General features: G+C 67.5%; 21 protein-coding genes. 10 read left to right on the forward strand and 11 right to left on the reverse strand.

Features of this window, described 5'->3' with window-relative positions:
• Window positions 1-1,040: S1/P1 Nuclease (locus tag Q7P21_RS11725; protein ID WP_304177212.1), on the forward strand; the 1,040-nt coding region annotated here is incomplete at its 5' end.
• 61 nt (window positions 1,041-1,101) lie between these two features.
• Here Q7P21_RS11725 and Q7P21_RS11730 read toward each other — a convergent pair.
• The gene (locus Q7P21_RS11730; RefSeq protein ID WP_304177213.1) at window positions 1,102-2,004 is read right to left on the reverse strand and encodes an AraC family transcriptional regulator; all 903 of its coding nucleotides are present in this window, start codon (window positions 2,002-2,004) and stop codon (window positions 1,102-1,104) included.
• 90 nt (window positions 2,005-2,094) lie between these two features.
• Here Q7P21_RS11730 and Q7P21_RS11735 point away from each other — a divergent pair, with 90 nt between their 5' ends.
• Entirely contained in the window at window positions 2,095-2,841 is a 747-nt protein-coding gene (locus Q7P21_RS11735; RefSeq protein ID WP_304166235.1) for an SDR family oxidoreductase, read from the forward strand.
• Between the two features lie 71 nt (window positions 2,842-2,912).
• Window positions 2,913-3,185 carry a hypothetical protein gene (locus Q7P21_RS11740; protein ID WP_304166232.1) on the forward strand — a complete coding sequence of 91 codons (273 nt, stop codon included), beginning with the start codon at window positions 2,913-2,915 and terminating at the stop codon, window positions 3,183-3,185.
• A 37-nt stretch (window positions 3,186-3,222) separates the two neighbouring features.
• Here the strand turns inward: Q7P21_RS11740 and Q7P21_RS11745 are convergent, their stop codons facing one another.
• Window positions 3,223-3,891, reverse strand: coding sequence for an alpha/beta hydrolase (locus tag Q7P21_RS11745; protein WP_304177215.1), 669 nt, complete (start codon window positions 3,889-3,891; stop codon window positions 3,223-3,225).
• A 95-nt stretch (window positions 3,892-3,986) separates the two neighbouring features.
• Window positions 3,987-4,325 carry a VOC family protein gene (locus tag Q7P21_RS11750; RefSeq protein ID WP_304166226.1) on the reverse strand — a complete coding sequence of 113 codons (339 nt, stop codon included), beginning with the start codon at window positions 4,323-4,325 and terminating at the stop codon, window positions 3,987-3,989.
• 79 nt (window positions 4,326-4,404) lie between these two features.
• Here Q7P21_RS11750 and Q7P21_RS11755 point away from each other — a divergent pair, with 79 nt between their 5' ends.
• On the forward strand, window positions 4,405-4,707 hold the full coding sequence (locus Q7P21_RS11755) for a helix-turn-helix transcriptional regulator (RefSeq protein WP_304166223.1): 303 nt from the start codon (window positions 4,405-4,407) through the stop codon (window positions 4,705-4,707).
• Between the two features lie 76 nt (window positions 4,708-4,783).
• On the opposite strand, the gene Q7P21_RS11760 is transcribed toward Q7P21_RS11755, so the two are convergent.
• The 3 genes from Q7P21_RS11760 to Q7P21_RS11770 all read right to left on the reverse strand — a co-directional run bounded on the left by Q7P21_RS11760 (window position 4,784) and on the right by Q7P21_RS11770 (window position 6,620).
• Complete coding sequence (locus tag Q7P21_RS11760; RefSeq protein ID WP_304166220.1) at window positions 4,784-5,566, reverse strand: enoyl-CoA hydratase-related protein; 783 nt, start codon at window positions 5,564-5,566, stop codon at window positions 4,784-4,786.
• 84 nt (window positions 5,567-5,650) lie between these two features.
• Window positions 5,651-5,863 carry a hypothetical protein gene (locus tag Q7P21_RS11765; RefSeq protein ID WP_304166217.1) on the reverse strand — a complete coding sequence of 71 codons (213 nt, stop codon included), beginning with the start codon at window positions 5,861-5,863 and terminating at the stop codon, window positions 5,651-5,653.
• Between the two features lie 229 nt (window positions 5,864-6,092).
• Window positions 6,093-6,620, reverse strand: coding sequence for a gamma carbonic anhydrase family protein (locus Q7P21_RS11770; protein ID WP_304177217.1), 528 nt, complete (start codon window positions 6,618-6,620; stop codon window positions 6,093-6,095).
• A gap of 303 nt (window positions 6,621-6,923) precedes the next feature.
• Here Q7P21_RS11770 and Q7P21_RS11775 point away from each other — a divergent pair, with 303 nt between their 5' ends.
• The gene (locus Q7P21_RS11775) at window positions 6,924-7,712 is read left to right on the forward strand and encodes a PhoH family protein (RefSeq protein WP_304166211.1); all 789 of its coding nucleotides are present in this window, start codon (window positions 6,924-6,926) and stop codon (window positions 7,710-7,712) included.
• 50 nt (window positions 7,713-7,762) lie between these two features.
• Here the strand turns inward: Q7P21_RS11775 and Q7P21_RS11780 are convergent, their stop codons facing one another.
• The 4 genes from Q7P21_RS11780 to Q7P21_RS11795 form a co-directional block, all read right to left on the reverse strand.
• Complete coding sequence (locus Q7P21_RS11780; protein ID WP_304177219.1) at window positions 7,763-9,310, reverse strand: DHA2 family efflux MFS transporter permease subunit; 1,548 nt, start codon at window positions 9,308-9,310, stop codon at window positions 7,763-7,765.
• Window positions 9,311-9,446: 136 nt separating this feature from the next.
• Window positions 9,447-9,653 (reverse strand): DUF3126 family protein, encoded by a 207-nt coding sequence (locus tag Q7P21_RS11785; RefSeq protein WP_304166204.1) that lies wholly within the window; start codon window positions 9,651-9,653, stop codon window positions 9,447-9,449.
• Window positions 9,654-9,797: 144 nt separating this feature from the next.
• Complete coding sequence (gene cysE, locus Q7P21_RS11790) at window positions 9,798-10,628, reverse strand: serine O-acetyltransferase (RefSeq protein WP_304166201.1); 831 nt, start codon at window positions 10,626-10,628, stop codon at window positions 9,798-9,800.
• 28 nt (window positions 10,629-10,656) lie between these two features.
• A complete protein-coding gene (locus tag Q7P21_RS11795; RefSeq protein ID WP_304166199.1) occupies window positions 10,657-11,271 on the reverse strand; it encodes an NUDIX hydrolase in 615 nt (204 codons plus the stop codon).
• Window positions 11,272-11,351: 80 nt separating this feature from the next.
• Here Q7P21_RS11795 and Q7P21_RS11800 point away from each other — a divergent pair, with 80 nt between their 5' ends.
• Complete coding sequence (locus Q7P21_RS11800) at window positions 11,352-11,963, forward strand: nitroreductase (protein WP_304166196.1); 612 nt, start codon at window positions 11,352-11,354, stop codon at window positions 11,961-11,963.
• 287 nt (window positions 11,964-12,250) lie between these two features.
• On the opposite strand, the gene queF is transcribed toward Q7P21_RS11800, so the two are convergent.
• The gene (queF, locus tag Q7P21_RS11805) at window positions 12,251-12,706 is read right to left on the reverse strand and encodes a preQ(1) synthase (protein WP_304166194.1); all 456 of its coding nucleotides are present in this window, start codon (window positions 12,704-12,706) and stop codon (window positions 12,251-12,253) included.
• A 75-nt stretch (window positions 12,707-12,781) separates the two neighbouring features.
• On the opposite strand from queF, the gene Q7P21_RS11810 reads away from it, so the two are divergent.
• From Q7P21_RS11810 to Q7P21_RS11825, 4 genes are all read left to right on the forward strand, one after another.
• Complete coding sequence (locus Q7P21_RS11810) at window positions 12,782-13,633, forward strand: SDR family NAD(P)-dependent oxidoreductase (RefSeq protein WP_304166192.1); 852 nt, start codon at window positions 12,782-12,784, stop codon at window positions 13,631-13,633.
• Window positions 13,634-13,867: 234 nt separating this feature from the next.
• Complete coding sequence (locus tag Q7P21_RS11815) at window positions 13,868-14,554, forward strand: TorF family putative porin (RefSeq protein ID WP_304166190.1); 687 nt, start codon at window positions 13,868-13,870, stop codon at window positions 14,552-14,554.
• Window positions 14,555-14,781: 227 nt separating this feature from the next.
• Window positions 14,782-16,722: a nucleoside-diphosphate sugar epimerase/dehydratase gene (locus tag Q7P21_RS11820; RefSeq protein WP_304177221.1), complete on the forward strand. Its 1,941-nt coding sequence runs from the start codon at window positions 14,782-14,784 to the stop codon at window positions 16,720-16,722.
• Between the two features lie 24 nt (window positions 16,723-16,746).
• On the forward strand, window positions 16,747-17,763 hold the full coding sequence (locus Q7P21_RS11825) for an NAD-dependent epimerase (protein WP_304177222.1): 1,017 nt from the start codon (window positions 16,747-16,749) through the stop codon (window positions 17,761-17,763).
• Window positions 17,764-17,840: the final 77 nt, after the last annotated feature.

Below are 17,840 nucleotides of genomic sequence, written 5' to 3' on the forward strand. Positions count from 1 at the left end.
AGACCGCGCCCATGTCCCGCCGCCCGCTCATCGCCCAGATCGTCGCCACGATCATCGCCGGCCTCGGCCTGGCGGCCGCCACCTCGGCCCAGGCCTGGGGAACCCGGGGCCATGAGTGGATCACCGGCCTGGCGATTGAACGCCTGCCCCCCGCCCTGCCCGGCTTCCTGCGCACGCCCCAGGCCGCCGAGGACATGGCGGTGATCAGCCGCGAGCCGGACCGCTGGCGCGCCTCCGGCCAGGCCCACGACGCCGAGCGCGACCCCGGCCACTACATCCATGTGGATGACGCGGGCCTGGTCCTGGGCGTCACGCCCTTCGCGGCCCTGCCGCCCACCCGCGAGGCCTTCGACACCGGCCTGCGAGTCCAGGGCGCGGACCAGTATCAGGCCGGCTACCTGCCCTACGCCATCAACGACGGCTGGCAGCAGCTGGTCCGCGACTTCGCCCTGTGGCGGGTGGAGCGCGTCGGCGCCAGGACCGCCAAGTCCCCCGCCGACCGCGCCTGGTTCGTCCAGGACCTGCGGCGCCGCGAGGCGCTGACGATCCGCGACCTCGGCGTCTGGAGCCATTATGTCGGCGACGCCGCCAACCCCATGCATGTCAGCACCCACTATGTCGGCTGGGGCGGCGGCCCCAATCCCAAGGGCTACTCCAACGCCAAGGACCTGCACTGGCGGTTCGAGGCGATCTTCGTGAAAGCCAATCTCGACCGCGCCCAGGTCGCCCCGCTGCTCAAGCCCTACCGCGACTGCGCCTGCGCCATCGGCGCCCGCACCACCGCCTATCTGGACGCCTCCCGCGCCCAGGTGATCGCCCTCTACGACCTCGAAGCCGCCGACGGCTTCGGCAAGGCCGTGACCCCGCAGAGCCGCGCCTTCGTCCTGGCCCGCCTCGCCGCCGGCTCCAACGAACTGCGCGACATGATCATGGACGCCTGGATGGCCAGCGCGACGGCTGAGGCCGCGCCGGGGGTCAAGGTCGCCGACGTCGAGGCTGGGAAGCTGGTCGTGACGCGGGCGCAGTTCGGGGACGAGTAGCACTGGGGAGTGCGACCGGGGGCCGGCCCACAACCCTGACCCTCGGACAGCGCAATGCGGCTCATTCAGCCTGCGGCGCACGCGCATATTGAATGGGAGGCACGCCGACGTAGCGCGTAAAGGCGACGCTGAAGGTGCTGGCCGAGCTATAGCCCACCTGTCCGGCGACCTTGGCCACCCCGCCCTTCTCCCGAAGCAGCAAGGTCTTGGCCAGCGCCATGCGCCAACCCAGCAGGTATTCCATCGGGGCGACGCCCACCTCGCGCCGGAAGCGCTCAAAAAACGTCGAGCGCGAGAGCGCCGCTTCCCGCGCTAACTCCGCCACGGTCCAGCTATGGGTCGGCCGGTCGTGCATCACCCGCAAAGCGGCGGCGACATGATCATCAGCGAGCCCGCGCAGCAGTCCCGGCGCCGCCGCAGGGCCTGGGGCTGAGCGCAGCGCCTCGATCAGCAGCACCTCCAGCAGGCGCGCCAGCACCACCTCTCGCCCCGGCCGATTGGCGCGCGTCTCGCCGTTCACCTGTTCCACGAGAAGGGTCAGCCGGGCTTCCCCGCGCACGTGCACGAATTGCGGCAGCAGGGACACGATGAGCTTGGCGTCGTCCGCGACGAAGGCGCAGTGACCGACCAGCATCCGCACGGTGGGCGCCTCGTCGGGATCCCCCAGCCGGAACACGCCAGGGCTTGTCTCGACCCGTTGCAGCGGCGCGCCCGGCAGCGGCGGCTCCAGGCTGGAGGTCGCGAATTCATAGGCTGCGGGCACCAGGGCGAAGTCGCCCTGTTCGAGGATAACCGGCGCCCGCCCAGCGATCGACAAGCGGCACGCGCCTTCCAGCACGGCGCAATAGAAGGGGCGGCCAACCTCCGAGCGACGCACCGCCCAGGCGCCCGAGGCGATGACCAGCTTGGAGAACGACGCGCTCGGCTGCAGCAGACCGACGACCTGGGCGAGCGGATCGGGCATTTCGGACTTTGGCCAATGATTTCTGGACGCATGATTGTAGCAGGTCCGGCCGGGCGGGCCTAGCTGTGCGTCATCGCCACAGGAGCTCTCATGAACACCATCCTCATCACCGGCTGCTCGTCCGGCTTCGGCCTGGAGACGGCCCGCTACTTCCTCGGTCGCGACTGGACCGTCATCGCTACGATGCGCACCCCCCGCGAAGACCTGCTGCCGCCCTCCGCTCGGCTGCGCATCCTGCCCCTAGACGTCGCGGATGCGGACAGCATCGCCCACGCCGTGAAGGCGGCGGGCCCGATCGACGTCCTGGTCAACAACGCCGGAGTCGGCCTGCTCAACGCGGCGGAGGGGGTTTCAATGGCGCAGGTCCGCGATGTGTTCGAGACCAACACCTTGGGTGTCATCGCCATGACCAAGGCCGTGCTGCCGCAGATGCGGGAGCGGCGCGCCGGCGTGGTGATCAATGTGACCTCGGCCGTGACCCTGCGCCCCCTGCACCTGCTGTCCGTCTATACGGCCAGCAAGGCGGCGGTGAACGCCTTCACCGAGTCGGTGGCGCTGGAGCTGGAGCCCTTCGGTGTGCGGATGCGGATCGTGATTCCGGGTCGCGCGCCCGACACCGCCTTCGGCGAAAACGCCCGCGCCCGCATGGGCATGTCGGTTCCTGAGGCCTATGCCGCCGTGGCGGCCGGTGTGTTCGCCCAGGTTCAGCAGTCTGGCGGCGACATCACCCATGCGCGGGACGTGGCCGAAGCCGTGTGGCGCGCGGCGACCGATCCGTCCTGCCCCATGCGCCTCCCGGCCGGGGCGGATGCGATCGCCTGGGCCAACGCCGTCTAGCCGCAATCGGAAGCCCTTGCCCGTTGCCGGCCTGCGCCTAATATTCCTCTCGAGCACAGAGGACGGAAGCCATGAGCGACGCGGTCGGGCCCGGTGACTTGGTCATTTGCGTCAATGTCGCCCCGAACCACGGCACGGGACGGCCGGTGCCCCTGGTCGCCGGGGAGACCTATCGCGTCATTGGAATCATGGAATTCGCCTGCCCCTGCGGACGGGCCGACGCCCTGCTGGACATCGGGATCGATTTCGCCTGGTGCCAGACGCGCTTCCGCCTGCTGCCCAAGCCCAAGGCCCAGACCACCAAGCGTACGGTTTCAGCGCCGAAGGAGCTGGAACCGGTTTGAGTCAACACCCGGCCGGGGATGCGGCCGAGCCTGAGCCCTACCCCACCGGGCTCAACACCCGCGCCAGGAAGTCTCCGCCCAGCCTCAGCCCCGCCTCGTCGATGCTGTGGCCCAGGCCGCGCGAGGCATGGGTGGCGATCTCGAACCCCAGGGCTTTGAACTCGACCTCCGCCTGGCCCATGGCGGCGAAGGGCACCATCTGGTCGGCGTCGCCGTGGACCAGCAGCAGGGGCGGCCGGGTCTTCACCTCGGCCTGCAGGGCCTCTGCGTCGGCCAGCATGCCGGAATAGCCGACGACGCCGGCCAGGGCTTCGGCCCGGCGCGGCGCCACATGCAGGGCCATCATGGTCCCCTGGCTGAACCCGACCAGCGCCACCTTGCTGTTCGGCAGGTCACAGGCCGTGCGGTGCATGTCGATGAAGGCGTTCACCAGCGGCGCGGCCTGTCGCACGCCGGCGGCGCGGCTTTCCCGCCCCAGGTCGGTCAGCGACCACCACTGATAGCCGCCGGGCGCGCCCGGACAGATCTCCGGGGCGTTGGGCGCCATGAACACGGTGTCGGGCAGGCTGGCGCGCCAATAGGGCACGAGCCCCATCAGGTCGTCGCCGTTCGAGCCATAGCCGTGCAGCAGGATCACCAAGGACTGGGGATCGCGGCCGCTGGCCGGGGCGGACATGGGGCCCTTGAGGCGGTTCAGCTCGGTCATGGTTCGGGGATGCGGCAAACCGGCGGCCCGGTCAATGTCCGCCGGGGCGGTCGCGGTGGCCCCGCCAGCGCCAGGGTCAAGGCTCCGGCCCGGCTCTAGGGTCTGGCGTGACGCGGCTCATAGAGGCCCAGGGATCCGCCCCCCGGGAGGCGGATGCGCGTCGCCTGCCCCCACCTCTGGGTGCTGAAAGGATCGCACGGCACGCCCCGCGCCTTCAGCTTTCTCACCGCGCCCTCGACGTCGTCGCACATCAGGAATAGTTCGTGCCGGTCGTTCTCATCAGAGGGATGAACCGCCGCCTCCGCAGGCGGCAGGCGGAAGATCAGCCAGTCATGGCCGACATCGACATAGGGAAATTCGAGCACGTCCTTCAGCAGGGCGCGGTCGGCCTCCGCGTCCTTCGAATAGATGACGATGTGCGCTCCGGTGATCATGTCGTCCTCCAGGTTGGCGCGATTGGAGGTCCATTGCGCGAGACTTGCCAAGTCTGTGAATTCAAACTCACATGTCACGATGCAAAGCGGCGCGACCGGACCCGCGATCCTCGACGCGCTGGGCGACCCCATCCGGCGGCTGATCTACCAACGCCTGTCGCGGCGGCCCTCGAATGTCACGAACCTGGCCAAGGGGGTCCCGGTCAGTCGGTCGGCGGTGTCACATCACCTGCGCGTGCTGAGAGACGCCCTGCTGGTCGATGTCGAGGTCGAGGGGCGCCACCGCGTCTATAGCCTGAGGCGCGAGGGGCTCGAGCCCCTCCAGGGCTGGATCGCCGAGATCGGCGCGGCCCGCGCCGCCGCAAGCGGAGGGCGGACCTGACGCCGCCTTGCGCTGTCCCCCAGGGGATGCGCCGCCGCCCTTCCAGAACCGGAACGGCGGCGACGCCCTCAGTCCCCTAGCGGCCCTTCCAGGCGGGCGCGCGCTTTTGGGCGAAGGCCATGGGGCCTTCCTTGAAGTCTTCCGAGCGGAACAGGGCGCCGATGGCCGGGTACTTCATCTGGCCCTTGATGGCGTCTTCCAAGGTAGCCTCGTCCAGCCCCTTGTAGACGGCCTCCTTCGAGGCGCGGATCGACATCGGCGACAGCTCGCAGATCTGGGCGGCCCAGCGCCTGGCGGCGGTGAGCAGCTCGGCGGCCGGGACCACCTCATTGACGAAGCCCAGGGTCTGGCCCTCGGCGGCGGTGACGCGCCGGCCGGTCAGGATCATGCCCATGGCCTGCTTCTGGCCGATCATGCGCGGCAGGCGGTGCAGGCCGCCGGCCAGGGCCGCCAGGCCGACGCGCGGTTCCGGCAGGGCGAAGATCGCGCCCTCGGCGGCAACGATCAGGTCACAGGCCAGAGCGATCTCGAACCCGCCGCCCATGGCGATGCCGTTGACCGCCGCGATCAGCGGCTTGTTGAGGTCGAAGCGCGAGGTCAGGCCCGCGAAACCCGAGGGCGGGCTGGACATGCCGCCGCCGCCGGCCTGGTGCTTCAGGTCATTGCCGGCCGAGAAGGCCCGCTCGCCGGCCCCGGTGACGATGCCGACCCACTGTTCCGGATCGGCGGCGAAGGCGTCGAAGGCCTCATGCAGCTCGAAGTGCGCCGGGGAATGCAGCGCGTTCATCACCTCCGGCCGGTTCAGGGTGATGACCGTGACCGGTCCTTCGCGTTCGACCTTGATGAATTCGTACGCCATCGGCGGACCTCCCTGAGTTTTATGGCGCGGAGCCTCGCCGGGCGCCGTTGCGTCCGTCAAGCGGGCGTCTTTGGCCGACCGAGCCTAGGCGTTGAGTTGCTTCCAGGCCGAGATCATCCGGTCGAGCAGTTCGACCTCGCCGACCTTCTGCGCCCGCCACTCATGGGTGATGCTGACGCGCTCGCCGTCGGGCGACACGTCGAAGTGCTCGACGTGGCCCTCGTCGATGTCGCTGATCACATCCAGCGCCGCCTCGCGCTGGCGCCCGTAGACTTCAACCCGGTCATCTTCATCCATGAGCCCACCCTAACCCTCTCGGTGGCGGGAGGCGATGGCTGTTCGGTCGCTCGGACTTCAACCCGAACCGCGCTTCGAATTGACAAGAACAAAAAAGGAACATATCGTCTGGCGTTCTTGTTTCATCGTGAATCCGAGCACTTAGCTCGACCTTCCTCGAAAAAAAGGGGGGGCCGCCTATACCACTTCATCTGCTGTACGAATTTCCGCCCGGCTGGCCGGCGGACGTTCAGATCGCCCTCAGCCCGACGCGGTAGCGCTTCCAGTTCTCCACATAGTGGTGGGCGCCGGCGGCCATCATCTTCGCCTGGCCCTCGGACAGTTCGCGCACCACCTTGCCCGGCGCGCCCATGACCAGGGAATTGTCGGGAATCTCCTTGCCCTCGGTGATCAGGCAATTGGCGCCGATCAGGCAGTTCTTCCCGATTTTCGCGCCGTTCAGCACGATCGATCCGATCCCGATCAGGGTGTTGTCGCCGATCGTGCAGCCGTGCAGCATCACCATGTGGCCGATGGTCACATTCGAGCCGAGAGTCAGGGGATAGCCCGTGTCGGTGTGAAGTACAGATCCGTCCTGCACATTGGAGTTTTCACCAATCGTGATCGCATCATTGTCTCCGCGGAGAGTCGCGCCAAACCAAATGGATGCGTTCTTCTTCAGGATAACGTTTCCCATCACGGCGGCGTTCGGTGCGATCCAGTATTCGTCCTCACCCGGAAGAACGGGACCGACATCGCCCAAGTTATAGACACTCATCCGCACACCCCGTTTCTTGCACGAACCGGCTTGATTAAACCGGCATTAACCTCGTTAGGATGATCTTAGTCGGGCGATTCGAGAGGGACATCCCCTCTCGATCCAGCCGCCGCCGATTTTCGGTGGGCGGCGTCCCGCAGGACGGAGACGAGGGTGTCGCGTACTTTGCTTCGGCGGGGTCCCCCGCCAGGTTTGCGAACGGAAAGCGAGCCGCCAGGCGTCGCGCGACGCCGCTCCGATTCATCCATTTCAGTCGACCTCGAAGGGCGATCCATTGCGGATACGCCCTTTTTTCATGCCCATGTGGAGGCCCCGATGACCAAGCGAGCCATGAAGCGGCAACTGCGCGAAGGCGCGTTCGACGTGAGCCAGTTCGAGGATGACGGAAAAATTCGCCGTCTGCCGGTCGACCGGGCCTGGTCGCCGATGGCCCACAGCGCGGCGAACTTCAATGAGGACCGCGAGCAGGGCTATCTGAAGACCATCAAGGCCAAGTCGCCGGGCCAGGAGGCCCTGATGGCGGCGATCGACGAGAAGAACCTGGTCATGGCGCTCGGCCCGGCCGGCACGGGCAAGACCTATCTGGCCATCGCCAAGGCCGTCGAGGCCCTGGAATCCGGCCGGGTCGGCCGTATCGTCCTGTCACGGCCGGCGGTCGAAGCCGGCGAATCCATCGGCTTCCTGCCCGGCGAGATGGAGGACAAGCTGGCCCCCTATCTGCGCCCGCTCTATGACGCGCTCTCCGACCGGCTGTCGATGAAGCGGGTCCGGGCCCTGATGGCCGAGGGCGCCATCGAGATCGCCCCGGTCGGCTTCATGCGCGGCCGCACCCTGAACAACGCCTTCGTGGTGATCGACGAGGCGCAGAACTGCACCTATGTGCAGCTCAAGATGCTGCTGACCCGCCTGGGCTGGCACTCGACCATGGTGGTGACCGGCGATCCCAATCAGTCCGACCTGCTGCCGGAACTGTCGGGCCTGGGCCCGGTGGCGACCAAGCTGGAGGCGGTCGGCAATATCGCCGTGGTCCGCCTGGCCGACCGCGACATTGTCCGCCACCCCCTGGTCGCGGAGATGCTGGGCGTTCTCTGACCCGAAGGGCCGCCCCCTGCCCCGTCAGCCGGGACGGGGGGCGAGCCCGTTCAGTCGTGGGCGGCGGCGGCGGCCATCGGCGGTGCGCCGCTCTGCATCGGCGGCAAGGGCGGCGGCGTCTTCAAGAACAGGATCAGGGGCGCCAGGACGAGAGTGCCCAGCGCCAGCCAGGCGAACACGGTGTTATAGGCCGCCATGCTGCCTTGGCGGGTGATCTCGCCATTCAGCGCCGCGAGGCCCGCATAGCTGTCGAGGTTCATGCCGGCCGGCAAGGCGGCGCGGACCACCGGATCAGAGGCCGATATCCGCTCGGCGATATGGGCGTGTCCGACCACCGCGCGATTGATCAGGGCCGCCTGGACCAGCGAGATGCCGGCGCTGGAGCCCAGGCTGCGCATCATGGTCGCCACGATGGTGCCCTCCACCCGGTGCGAGGGCGCGAGCGTCGCATAGGCCAGGGTGTTCAGGGGCGCGAACAGCAGGCCGGTGCCGATCCCTTGCAGGAAGCCGGACTGCATGACCGGCAAGGCGGTCATCGACAGGTCGAAGGTCGCCATCTGCCCCAGCGCCAGGGCGCTCAGCGCTATGCCCACCATCAGCACCGGCTTGGGCCCGAACCGGCGGATCAGGAAGGGCACGGCCAGGAAGGCCATCAGCGAGCCGACGCCTCGCGTCATGCTGGCCGTCCCGGCCTGCAGGGCCGAATAGCCCAGCAGGTTCTGCATGAACGAGGGAATCAGCGCGCTGGTCGAGAACAGCAGCACCCCGACCCCCAGGCTGAAGACGGTGGTCGAGACGAAGTTGCTGTCGCGGGCCAGATCGCGGTGGAAGAACGGATGCTCCGCAGCGATGGTCTGCATCAGGAAGACCCACAGGCCCGACAGCGCCAGGCCGCCCTCGATCCAGATCTCGGGGGAATCGAACCAGTCGTGGCCGGGGCCTCGGTCGATCATCAGCTGGAAGGCGGCGATGAACAGCACCAGACCGCCGAAGCCTATGAAATCGAAGGGTCTTTGCCGGCCTCCCTCGTCATGGGCCATGAACAGCTGAATGCCGGCGAAGGCCAGGATGCCGATCGGCACATTGATGAAGAACACCCAGCGCCAGGACAGGCTTTCGGTCAGCCAGCCGCCCAGGGTCGGGCCGGCGATGGGCCCCAGAATGACCGCCGCGCTCCACAGGCTCATCACCCGGGGCACCATCTGCGGTGGATAGAGGTCCAGCATGACGGCCTGGGACAGCGGCATCAGCGAGGCGCCGGCGATCCCCTGCAACAGGCGGAAGATCACGATCTCCGGCAGGCTGGTGGCCATGCCGCACAGCACCGAGGTCAGGGTGAAGCCGCCGATCGAGATCAGGAACAGTTGCTTGCGGCCGAACCTCTGCGACAGCCAGCCCGAGAGCGGCGTCATGATCGCGGCGGCGATGATGTAGGAGGTCAGGACCCAGGTGATCTGGTCCTGGGCGGCCGAGACGCTGCCCTGGATGTGGGGCAAGGCGACATTGGCGATGGTGGAGTCCAGCGTGTTCATCAGCGTGGCCAGCATCAGGGCCCCGGTGATGGGTATGCGGTTCGCGATGTCCTGCCGTGAGGCCATGTTCTGCGCCGCCCCCCACGGCCTGTTACAGACCGTCTAGCCTCCAAACCGCCTGTTCGCCAAGTCGGGGTTGCGCGGAAGGCGTTTCAGCCCGTCGGGAGCGGCCGGTTCGGCGCACTCCCGGCAGGCCGAGGCGTCAGGGCAGATCTTCCGCCAGTATGGCCATTTCGAACATGAAGGAGCCGTCCTCGTCCTCGTCCTCGAAGACCACGCCGATGAACTCCTCGCCGACATAGACCTCGGCGGAATCCTTCTGCTTGGGGCGAGGGACCAGGGTGATCCGCGCATTGGCGAAGGTCCCGCGCAGGTGGCCCTCGATCTTGCGGATGGTTCTCTCGTCCACGTGCACGCTCCTCGGCGATTCAACAGGGCCGGACCCTACATGGCTTCCGAAGCGAACAAAACCTCGCAGCCCCCAAAGCTGGGGACGCCCGGGCGAGGTCTGGGGGCGAATCCGCCCACCGGATCCGGTCTTACAGGTCCGATCTCAGATGACGTAGTCGTAGACCGCGTCGACCAGGGTGTGATCCATGCTGCGGGCCGGTTCGTCGCAGGTCGGGCAGTTCATCAGCCGAGCCGGCACGCCAGCCGCCGTGCAGCCGGCCGGAACCGGCTTCAGCACCACGGAGCCGGACGCGATCTTGGCGTAGTCGCCGATGTGGATATTGCCCAACACCTTGGCGCCGGCGCCCAGCAGGACGCCCTTGCCGATCTTCGGGTGGCGATCGCCGCGCTCGGCGCCGGTCCCGCCCAGGGTCACGTCCTGCAGGATGGAGCAGTCGTCGCCGATCACCGCAGTCTCGCCGATGACGATGCCGGTGCCGTGGTCGATGAACACGCCCGAGCCGATCTTGGTCGCCGGGTGGATATCCACCTGGAACACCTCCGACATCCGGCTCTGCAGATAGAAGGCCATGGTCTCGCGGCCTTCATGCCACAGCCAGTGGGCGACGCGCTGGGTCTGCAGGGCCAGGAAGCCCTTGAAGAACAGGAAGGGTTGGACATAGCCCTTGCAGGCCGGGTCGCGCTCGAACACCGCCCTCAGGTCGGCCTCGGCGATCTCCACCAGGTGCGGATCAGCGCGATAGGCCTGGTCGGCGATCTCGCGCAGGCTCATGGCCCGCAGCTCCTGATCGCCCATCTTGCGGGCCAGCTGATAGGACAGGGCCGCGCCCAGGTTCTCGTGCGCCAGGATGACGGCGTTGAGCAGAGAGCCCAGACCAGGCTCGGTCTTGGCGGCGCGTTCGGCTTCGTTGCGCAGGGCCGCCCACACCGGCGGCGGCGCGGTGGGGTCGATGACTTCCAGGCGCTGGCTCAAAGGCTCCTCCCGTCCCATGACGTCTCCCCTATCCTAACATGGCCTGCGCCAGATGGCTCGGCAAAGACCCTTCCCGAGCCATATGGTAGCCCCGCAGCAGCATCGCCACTGTCAGGGCGTCAAGAATCCATCCGGCCATGGCGGCGTCGAGCGCCGCGCGGAACGGAACCCGGGCGATGGCGATGTCTTCGGTGCCGTCGCCCTCCGGGACCAGGTCGGCCTGGCTGAGGCCGGTGGCCAGGTAGCAGACCGCCAGTTCGTTGGTCACCGAGTTGGACAGCTGCATCCGCATGACCTCGCGCCATTCGGCGGCGACCAGACCGGTCTCCTCACGCAGCTCGCGCTGGGCGCTCCCCAGCAGGTCGTCCTCGAGCGGCCCGCCGCCTTCCGGGATCTCCCAGCTGTAGTCGGCGAAGGCGAAGCGGTTCTGGCCGACCAGGGTGACCGAGCCGTCGTCGTGGATCGGCAGGATCGCCATCGCATGGTTCTTGAAGCCCACCAGTCCATAGAGCGCTGGCCGGCCGGTGGGAGCTGTGGCGTCGAACTCGGTCACCGAGATCCAGGGATTGTCATAGACCAGCCGTGCGGGACCGCGGACCCACGGCGCGCCGTGCGAGGTCAGCCAGTCGGGTTTCGTCGCCATATGCTGCCCTCGCCTTGCGAAACCGGTTGGCGAACCCCTACACAAGCCGCCTGTCGGCTTTGCTAACGAGGCGCTCGCCTATGCCCCCTTCTCTCCCCGCCGCGCCCGCCTTCGGCGCGCCCGTCGAGATCGCGCCACATCCCCAGGTGCTGGACTTCCTGGCGACCCGCCGCTCCGCCTCGGCCGTGGCCCTGTCCGAGCCGGCGCCCAACGCCGGGGAGCTGGCCGACCTGCTGCGGCTGGCCGCGCGGGTTCCCGATCACGGCAAGCTCGCCCCCTGGAGGTTCGTGATTCTCGAAGGCCCCGACAAGGCTGTCTTCGCCGCCCGCCTGGAGGCGCTGGCCCAGTCGCGCGGCGACGCACGGGCCTCGGCCAAGCTTGGCAAGCTCAAGGTCCCGCCGCTGGGCGTGGCGGTGATCTCACGGGTCGTGGCCGGCGAGATTCCCGAGTGGGAGCAGTTGCTCTCGGCCGGCGCGGTCTGCACCACCCTGCTCTACGCGACCCAGGCCATGGGCTATGGCGCGAACTGGATCACCGACTGGTATTCATATGACGCCGAGGCGCGCGCCTTGCTGGGCCTGGCGCCCGACGAACGGGTGGCGGGCTTCATCTTCATGGGCACGGTGAAGGACGCGCCGCTGGAGCGGGAACGGCCCGATCCCACAGCCCTGACCCGACATTGGCGGCCCTGATCCGGGTCCGCAAGAAGCCTGCAAGGGCCTGAAAACACAACGGCCGGACAGCGTTTCCGCCATCCGGCCTGAAGTGTGACACGCCCGAGGAGAGTTGGGCGTCGTCTCTTTACCCCATTTCGAGGAAGTCGGCTAGTCGACACCGCACAAATCCCAACGCGGCGGCCGCGCGGCGCGCGCTGTCGGGCAGATGCCAGCGGGTCGCGATTCTGAAAAATACTGAATTGGTCAAGTCCAGCCAAACCTAGACCTGAATTGAACAGGCCTAAACACGGCCGATTACTCTTTCACCCGCGCCCGCGGTAAGTCGCCACGCCCTGGTCCGGAACCCAGAGCCCCTCAGGCGTGGGGCCGGTTTGCCAGAACACATCTATGGGAATGCCGCCCCGAGGGTACCAATAGCCGCCGATGCGCAACCAGCGGGGCTGGGCGACCTCAACGATACGCCGGCCGATCGCCACGGTGCAGTCCTCATGAAAGGCCCCGTGATTGCGGAAGGCGCCGAGATAGAGCTTCAGCGATTTCGACTCGATCAGCCAATCGCCTGGAGCATAGTCGATGACCAGGTGGGCGAAGTCGGGCTGGCTGGTGACCGGGCACAGGGAGGTGAACTCCGGGGCGGTGAACCGGGCGAGATAGAGCACGTCCTTCTGCGGATTCGGCACGCGCTCGAGAACCGCTTCCTCGGGGCTGGCGAATCCGCGGGCCTCCTGGCCAAGCTGGGTGAGATGGGTTTCGTCCATGCCGCGCTTTACCCTCGCGGAAGGCGGCGGGCAACCGCGCCTCCCCCGGCCCAACGGGCTTCCGATAGAGGTCGGATGGCGCTAGGCCTGGGCCAAGACACAGATGTCCGGGAGGGACTGGCGATGAGCGGCAAGGATTTCGACGGCTTCGTGGTGCTGGTGACCGGCGCTTCCACCGGCCTGGGCCGCGCGATGGCCGTGGAGGTGGCTGACCGGGGCGCCGAGGCGGTGATCATCAATTACGCGCGCAGCGCCGAGGAAGCCCAGGAGACCGCCCGCCTGGTGGAGGCCAAGGGCGCCAAGGCCGTTCTGGTCCAGGGAGACGTCGCCCTGGACGCCGATTGCCGCCGGATCGCCGCCGCGGCCGAGCCCTTTGGCCGGATCGACGCCCTGTTCAACAACGCCGGGATCACCAAGTTCGCGCCCAACCACGGGGACATGGACGCGATCTCGGCCGAGGACTTCCAGAACCTCTACGCCGTGAACGTGATCGGCGCCTTCCAGATGATCCGCGCCGCGCGGTCATTGCTGGAGGCAGGGCCTCGCCCGGGCGCGGTGGTCAACACCTCTTCGATCGCCGGGGTCATGGGCATTGGCTCGTCTGTGCCTTATGCCGCCTCCAAGGGGGCGCTCACCACCATGACCCTGTCGCTGGCCCGCGGGCTCGCCCCGAAGATCCGGGTCAATGCGGTGTGTCCGGGCTTCATCGACACCCCGTGGTTCGGCAAGGGCATGCCGCAGGAGCGCGTCGACCGGATGCGGGAAGCGACGGCCGCCTCGACCCCGCTGAAGGCGGCGTCCACGGCGGAGGATGTGGCCGCCTCGGCGGTGTTCCTGGCCTCCCCAACCTCCCGGCACATCACCGGCGAGACGCTACTTGTGGATGCTGGGACACACCTGGGCTACGCCCCACTAGGGATGCGCTAGGCCTTAACACCTCATTTATCCTCCGAGACATATTTGCGAATGGCGCACGGCGGCTGTTCTGCAGATGCTGAGCGCCTACAATTAGAGCACTTCAACCACAGAGCGCTCAAATTTTAGCCACCGCAGGGCTGTTGGAAAGCATGTGCGGCCTGCGCATTGCTCGACTCCAACCCGATTAGCGATGGTTTGAGCCGACTGGGCTAAGCTTAGTCGGAGACAAGGGGATAAAACGAAATGAAAACTCTCAAGATCGCACTGCTCGCCGCGACGGCTACCGTCGCCATGGGCGGCGCCGCTCTGGCTGATGACAGCCCGACCGTCGCCTTCAACATCGGCGCGGCCTCGGACTACATGTTCCGTGGCATCAGCCAAACGGACGGCGGCGGCCAAGTGTTCGGCGGCGCCGACCTGACCGCCGGCAAGCTGTACGCCGGCACCTGGCTGTCGAACGTCGACTTCAACAACGGCACCACCATGGAATATGACCTGTACGCCGGCTACAAGCCGACCGTCGGTCCCGTCGCCATGGACCTGGGCGTCATCTACTACGGCTACGCCAACAAGCCCTCGGGCACGGACGAAGCCTATTACGAAGTGAAGGTCGCCGGCTCGGTTCCGGTCGGCAAGGGCACGATCGGCGGCGCCGTGTACTATTCGCCGGAATTCCCGTTCAAGTCCGGCGCGGCCACCTATGTGGAAATCAACGGCTCCGTGCCGGTTGACGACAAGTGGTCGCTGAGCGGCGCGATCGGCCACCAGGACGTCGACTACAACGGCGACTACAACACCTGGAACCTCGGCGTCGGCTACGCCCTGACCAGCCACGTTGGCCTGGACCTGCGTTATTGGGACACCGACGAGCACGGCTTCGGCTCGATCTATGACGGCCGCGTGGCGCTGAGCGTCAAGGCGACCTTCTAAGATCTTTTAAGTACTCGCTTTTTAGGAGAGCCGCCTTCCGATCCGGAGGGCGGCTTTTCTGTTTTCACGACCGCGCCCCTGGACTAGGGTCCGGCGGCTTAGGCTTTCGCGCATGGCGCTGGAGCGGGGTGAGCCGCGACGTTTCTCGGGTGGTTCGGAGTTTCATTGGACGGTCGCTGTCGCGGGTCTATGGTGCCCCTTCGGTTGTCCTGAGCGGAGCGCGTATCATGGAGCAGATGGCCAACCGTGCTCAGACGGTTCTCGCCGATACTCTGATCGCCGCCGGGGCTTTCCTGCTCGCCTACATGCTGTCGGCCACCCGGGCGCTTGGGCTGGATTCCAGCGGCCTGTCGAGCCTCAGCCTGTTGCAGCTGACCGCGATCTACGCGGCCCTGGCCGCTCTGTTCTCCTTCATGTTCCGCCGCGAGCTGTCGCCTTGGCGCTACGTCTCCATTCCCGACGCCCTGGTCCTGGCCCGCACGGCCATGCTGACCGCCGGGGTCTTCCTGCTGGCGGTGTTCGTCATCGACCGGGCCAGCGGCCTGGCGCGTTCCGTCCTGGCCCTGTCGCCGATCTTCCAGATGGTCGGCTCCATGGGGGCCCGCATCGCGCGGCGCGCCCTGCACGAGCACGCCCTGGACAGCTTCGCCCCGCTGAAGTCGATCCGGGACCGGGCCGCCCAGGCGCCCTCCTTGCTGTTGATCGGTCCGACGGCGCTGGCTGACACCTATCTGCGCGATGTCGCGCGTCGCCATGATCACGCCTGGACCGCCGTTGGCATAGTCGGCCCCGAAGCCCGCGACGTCGGCCAGCAGGTGCGCGGCGTCTGCATCATCGAGAGCATCGAGAACCTGGACGCCGCCCTGGCCGATCTCCGCCGCTGGAACCGCTATCCCCGCGCCATCCTGTTCCTGGACGAGCCGGGCCGGCTGAAGGGTCTCACCGCAGACCAGTTGGGCCGACTGAAGAACGACGGCATCCGCTTGCTGCGCCTGCCCTCCATCGTCGAACTCTCCCAGCACGAAGGCGTCTCGCTGCTGCCGATGCGCGACATCAGCGTCGAGGAGTTGCTGGCCCGCGAGCCGATCGAGCTGGACCGCGCGGCCGTCCAGGCCCTGATCCGCGGCCGACGGGTGCTGATCACCGGCGCGGGCGGCTCCATCGGGGCCGAGCTCTGCCGTCAGGTCGCCGCCTTCCAGGCCGCCCACATCACCATGCTGGACTTCTCCGAGACCTCACTGTTCGAGATCGACCGCGAGATGGGCGAGACCTGCCCCAGCCTGTCGCGCAAGGCGGCCTTGGTCGACGTGCGCAACACCAATCGCGTCAAGGCCTGTTTCCTGTCCGAAAAGCCGGACCTGGTGTTCCACGCTGCCGCGCTCAAGCACGTCTCGATGGTCGAGCGCCATCCCAGCGAGGGTGTGCTGACCAATGTCATCGGCACCTGGAACGTGGCCGAGGCGGCGCGCGCCAGCGGTGCGGCCCAGATGGTGCTGATCTCCACAGACAAGGCGGTCGATCCGTCCAATGTCATGGGCGCCACCAAGCGCCTGGCGGAATCGGTGATCCAGGCCCAGCAGACCGGCCAGGGCACCCGCTTCTCGGCCGTGCGGTTCGGCAATGTGCTGGGCTCGGCCGGCTCCGTGGTGCCGATCTTCAAGTCACAGATCGATCGCGGCGGCCCGGTCACCGTCACCCATGAGGAGATGGCGCGGTTCTTCATGACCATTCCCGAGGCGACCCAGCTGGTGCTGCACGCCACGGCCACCTGCGCCGAGGGCGCCGACAGCCATCACGCCCGCCTCTTCCTGCTGGAAATGGGTGAGCCGGTGCGGATCATGGATCTGGCCCGCCAGATGATCGCGCTCTCTGGCCGCACGGCCGGCAAGGACATCGAGATCGAGATCACCGGCCTGCGTCCTGGCGAGAAGCTCACCGAAGCCCTGCTGGACGAGACCGAGCGTTCGATCCCCTGCGCGCCCAAGGTGATGGAAGTGGTGTCCTCCTCCGCCCTGCGGGTCACCGCCAACCACCTCCAGGATCTCGAGGTTCTGGCTGACAAGGGCGATGTCGAGGACGTGCGGCGCGCCCTGTTCGACCTGGTCGCCCAGATCCGCGGCGAGCGGCCCGGCGCGGCCCCAGCCCTGCGCGTGGTCGCCAACGGCTGACCGAGCCGCTAGGCTCACGATATCATGGCAGACATCCTCGTCACCGGCTCAGCCGGCTTTATCGGTTCGCACCTCGCCCATCGGCTGCTGGCCCGGGGCGACCGGGTGATCGGGCTCGACAACCTCAATCCCTACTATGACCCGACCCTCAAGCAGGCGCGGCTGGCGCGGCTCGAGGCCCTGCCCGGCTATCGCCATGCCAAGATCAATCTGGAGGACCGCGAGGCGGTCGCCGCCCTGTTCGCCGAGACAAAGCCCCACGGGGTGGTCAATCTCGCCGCCCAGGCCGGGGTCCGCTACAGCCTGGAACATCCGGCGGCCTATGTGGATTCCAACCTGACCGGCTTCGCCAACATCCTGGAGGGCTGCCGCGCTGCGCAGCCGGCCCATCTGGTCTATGCCTCGACCAGCTCGGTGTTCGGGGCCAATGGCAAGCTGCCCTTCTCGGTGCATGATCCGGTGCACCATCCCATCACCCTCTATGCCGCCACCAAGCTCGCCAATGAGTCCATGGCGCATTCCTACGCCCACCTGTTCGGCATCCCCTGCACGGGCCTGCGGTTCTTCACCGTCTACGGCCCCTGGGGTCGACCGGACATGGCGCTGTTCAAGTTCACCGACGCCATCCTCAAGGACCAGCCGATCGACGTCTATGGCGAGGGCAGGATGCAGCGCGACTTCACCTTCGTCGACGACATCGTCGAAGGCGTGCTCGCCGCCCTCGACCGCCCCGCCGCCGTCAACCCGGCGTGGGACCCGATGGCCCCCGATCCCGCCACCAGCGGCGTCGCCCCCTGGCGCATCCTCAACATCGGCAACAGCCACCGCGTCGAGCTGATGCGCTATATCCAGGTCCTGGAGGAGAAGCTCGGCCGCAAGGCCAAGCTCAACCTGATGCCCATGCAGCCCGGCGACGTGGCCCGCACCGAGGCCGACATCACCGACACCCGCTCAGCCCTCGGCTATGCTCCCAAGGTCCTGGTCGAGGAGGGCGTCTCCCGCTTCGTCGACTGGTATCTCGACTACTACAAGGCAGGCTGAGACGATGGGGACGACGCGGCGCGCGGTCCTCGCGAGCGGACTGCTGGCGCCCGGCGCGGCGCATGCGGCAGGGAGCC

Origin of the sequence: Phenylobacterium aquaticum (assembly GCF_947378715.1) — a bacterium.
Classification (GTDB): domain Bacteria; phylum Pseudomonadota; class Alphaproteobacteria; order Caulobacterales; family Caulobacteraceae; genus Phenylobacterium; species Phenylobacterium aquaticum_A.

Bases quoted from the DNA above. Each gene is read 5' to 3' on its own strand.
- Q7P21_RS11735 (WP_304166235.1), top strand. From the start codon at position 2,095: ATGAACACCATCCTCATCACCGGCTGCTCGTCCGGCTTCGGCCTGGAG.
- Q7P21_RS11820 (WP_304177221.1), top strand. From the start codon at position 14,782: ATGGAGCAGATGGCCAACCGTGCTCAGACGGTTCTCGCCGATACTCTG.
- Q7P21_RS11750 (WP_304166226.1), bottom strand. From the start codon at position 4,325: ATGATCACCGGAGCGCACATCGTCATCTATTCGAAGGACGCGGAGGCC.
- Q7P21_RS11770 (WP_304177217.1), bottom strand. From the start codon at position 6,620: ATGAGTGTCTATAACTTGGGCGATGTCGGTCCCGTTCTTCCGGGTGAG.
- Q7P21_RS11810 (WP_304166192.1), top strand. From the start codon at position 12,782: ATGGCGCTAGGCCTGGGCCAAGACACAGATGTCCGGGAGGGACTGGCG.
- Q7P21_RS11825 (WP_304177222.1), top strand. From the start codon at position 16,747: ATGGCAGACATCCTCGTCACCGGCTCAGCCGGCTTTATCGGTTCGCAC.
- Q7P21_RS11795 (WP_304166199.1), bottom strand. From the start codon at position 11,271: ATGGCGACGAAACCCGACTGGCTGACCTCGCACGGCGCGCCGTGGGTC.
- Q7P21_RS11800 (WP_304166196.1), top strand. From the start codon at position 11,352: ATGCCCCCTTCTCTCCCCGCCGCGCCCGCCTTCGGCGCGCCCGTCGAG.
- Q7P21_RS11755 (WP_304166223.1), top strand. From the start codon at position 4,405: ATGCAAAGCGGCGCGACCGGACCCGCGATCCTCGACGCGCTGGGCGAC.
- Q7P21_RS11745 (WP_304177215.1), bottom strand. From the start codon at position 3,891: ATGACCGAGCTGAACCGCCTCAAGGGCCCCATGTCCGCCCCGGCCAGC.
- Q7P21_RS11780 (WP_304177219.1), bottom strand. From the start codon at position 9,310: ATGGCCTCACGGCAGGACATCGCGAACCGCATACCCATCACCGGGGCC.
- queF (WP_304166194.1), bottom strand. From the start codon at position 12,706: ATGGACGAAACCCATCTCACCCAGCTTGGCCAGGAGGCCCGCGGATTC.
- Q7P21_RS11740 (WP_304166232.1), top strand. From the start codon at position 2,913: ATGAGCGACGCGGTCGGGCCCGGTGACTTGGTCATTTGCGTCAATGTC.
- Q7P21_RS11815 (WP_304166190.1), top strand. From the start codon at position 13,868: ATGAAAACTCTCAAGATCGCACTGCTCGCCGCGACGGCTACCGTCGCC.
- Q7P21_RS11730 (WP_304177213.1), bottom strand. From the start codon at position 2,004: ATGCCCGATCCGCTCGCCCAGGTCGTCGGTCTGCTGCAGCCGAGCGCG.
- Q7P21_RS11760 (WP_304166220.1), bottom strand. From the start codon at position 5,566: ATGGCGTACGAATTCATCAAGGTCGAACGCGAAGGACCGGTCACGGTC.
- Q7P21_RS11765 (WP_304166217.1), bottom strand. From the start codon at position 5,863: ATGGATGAAGATGACCGGGTTGAAGTCTACGGGCGCCAGCGCGAGGCG.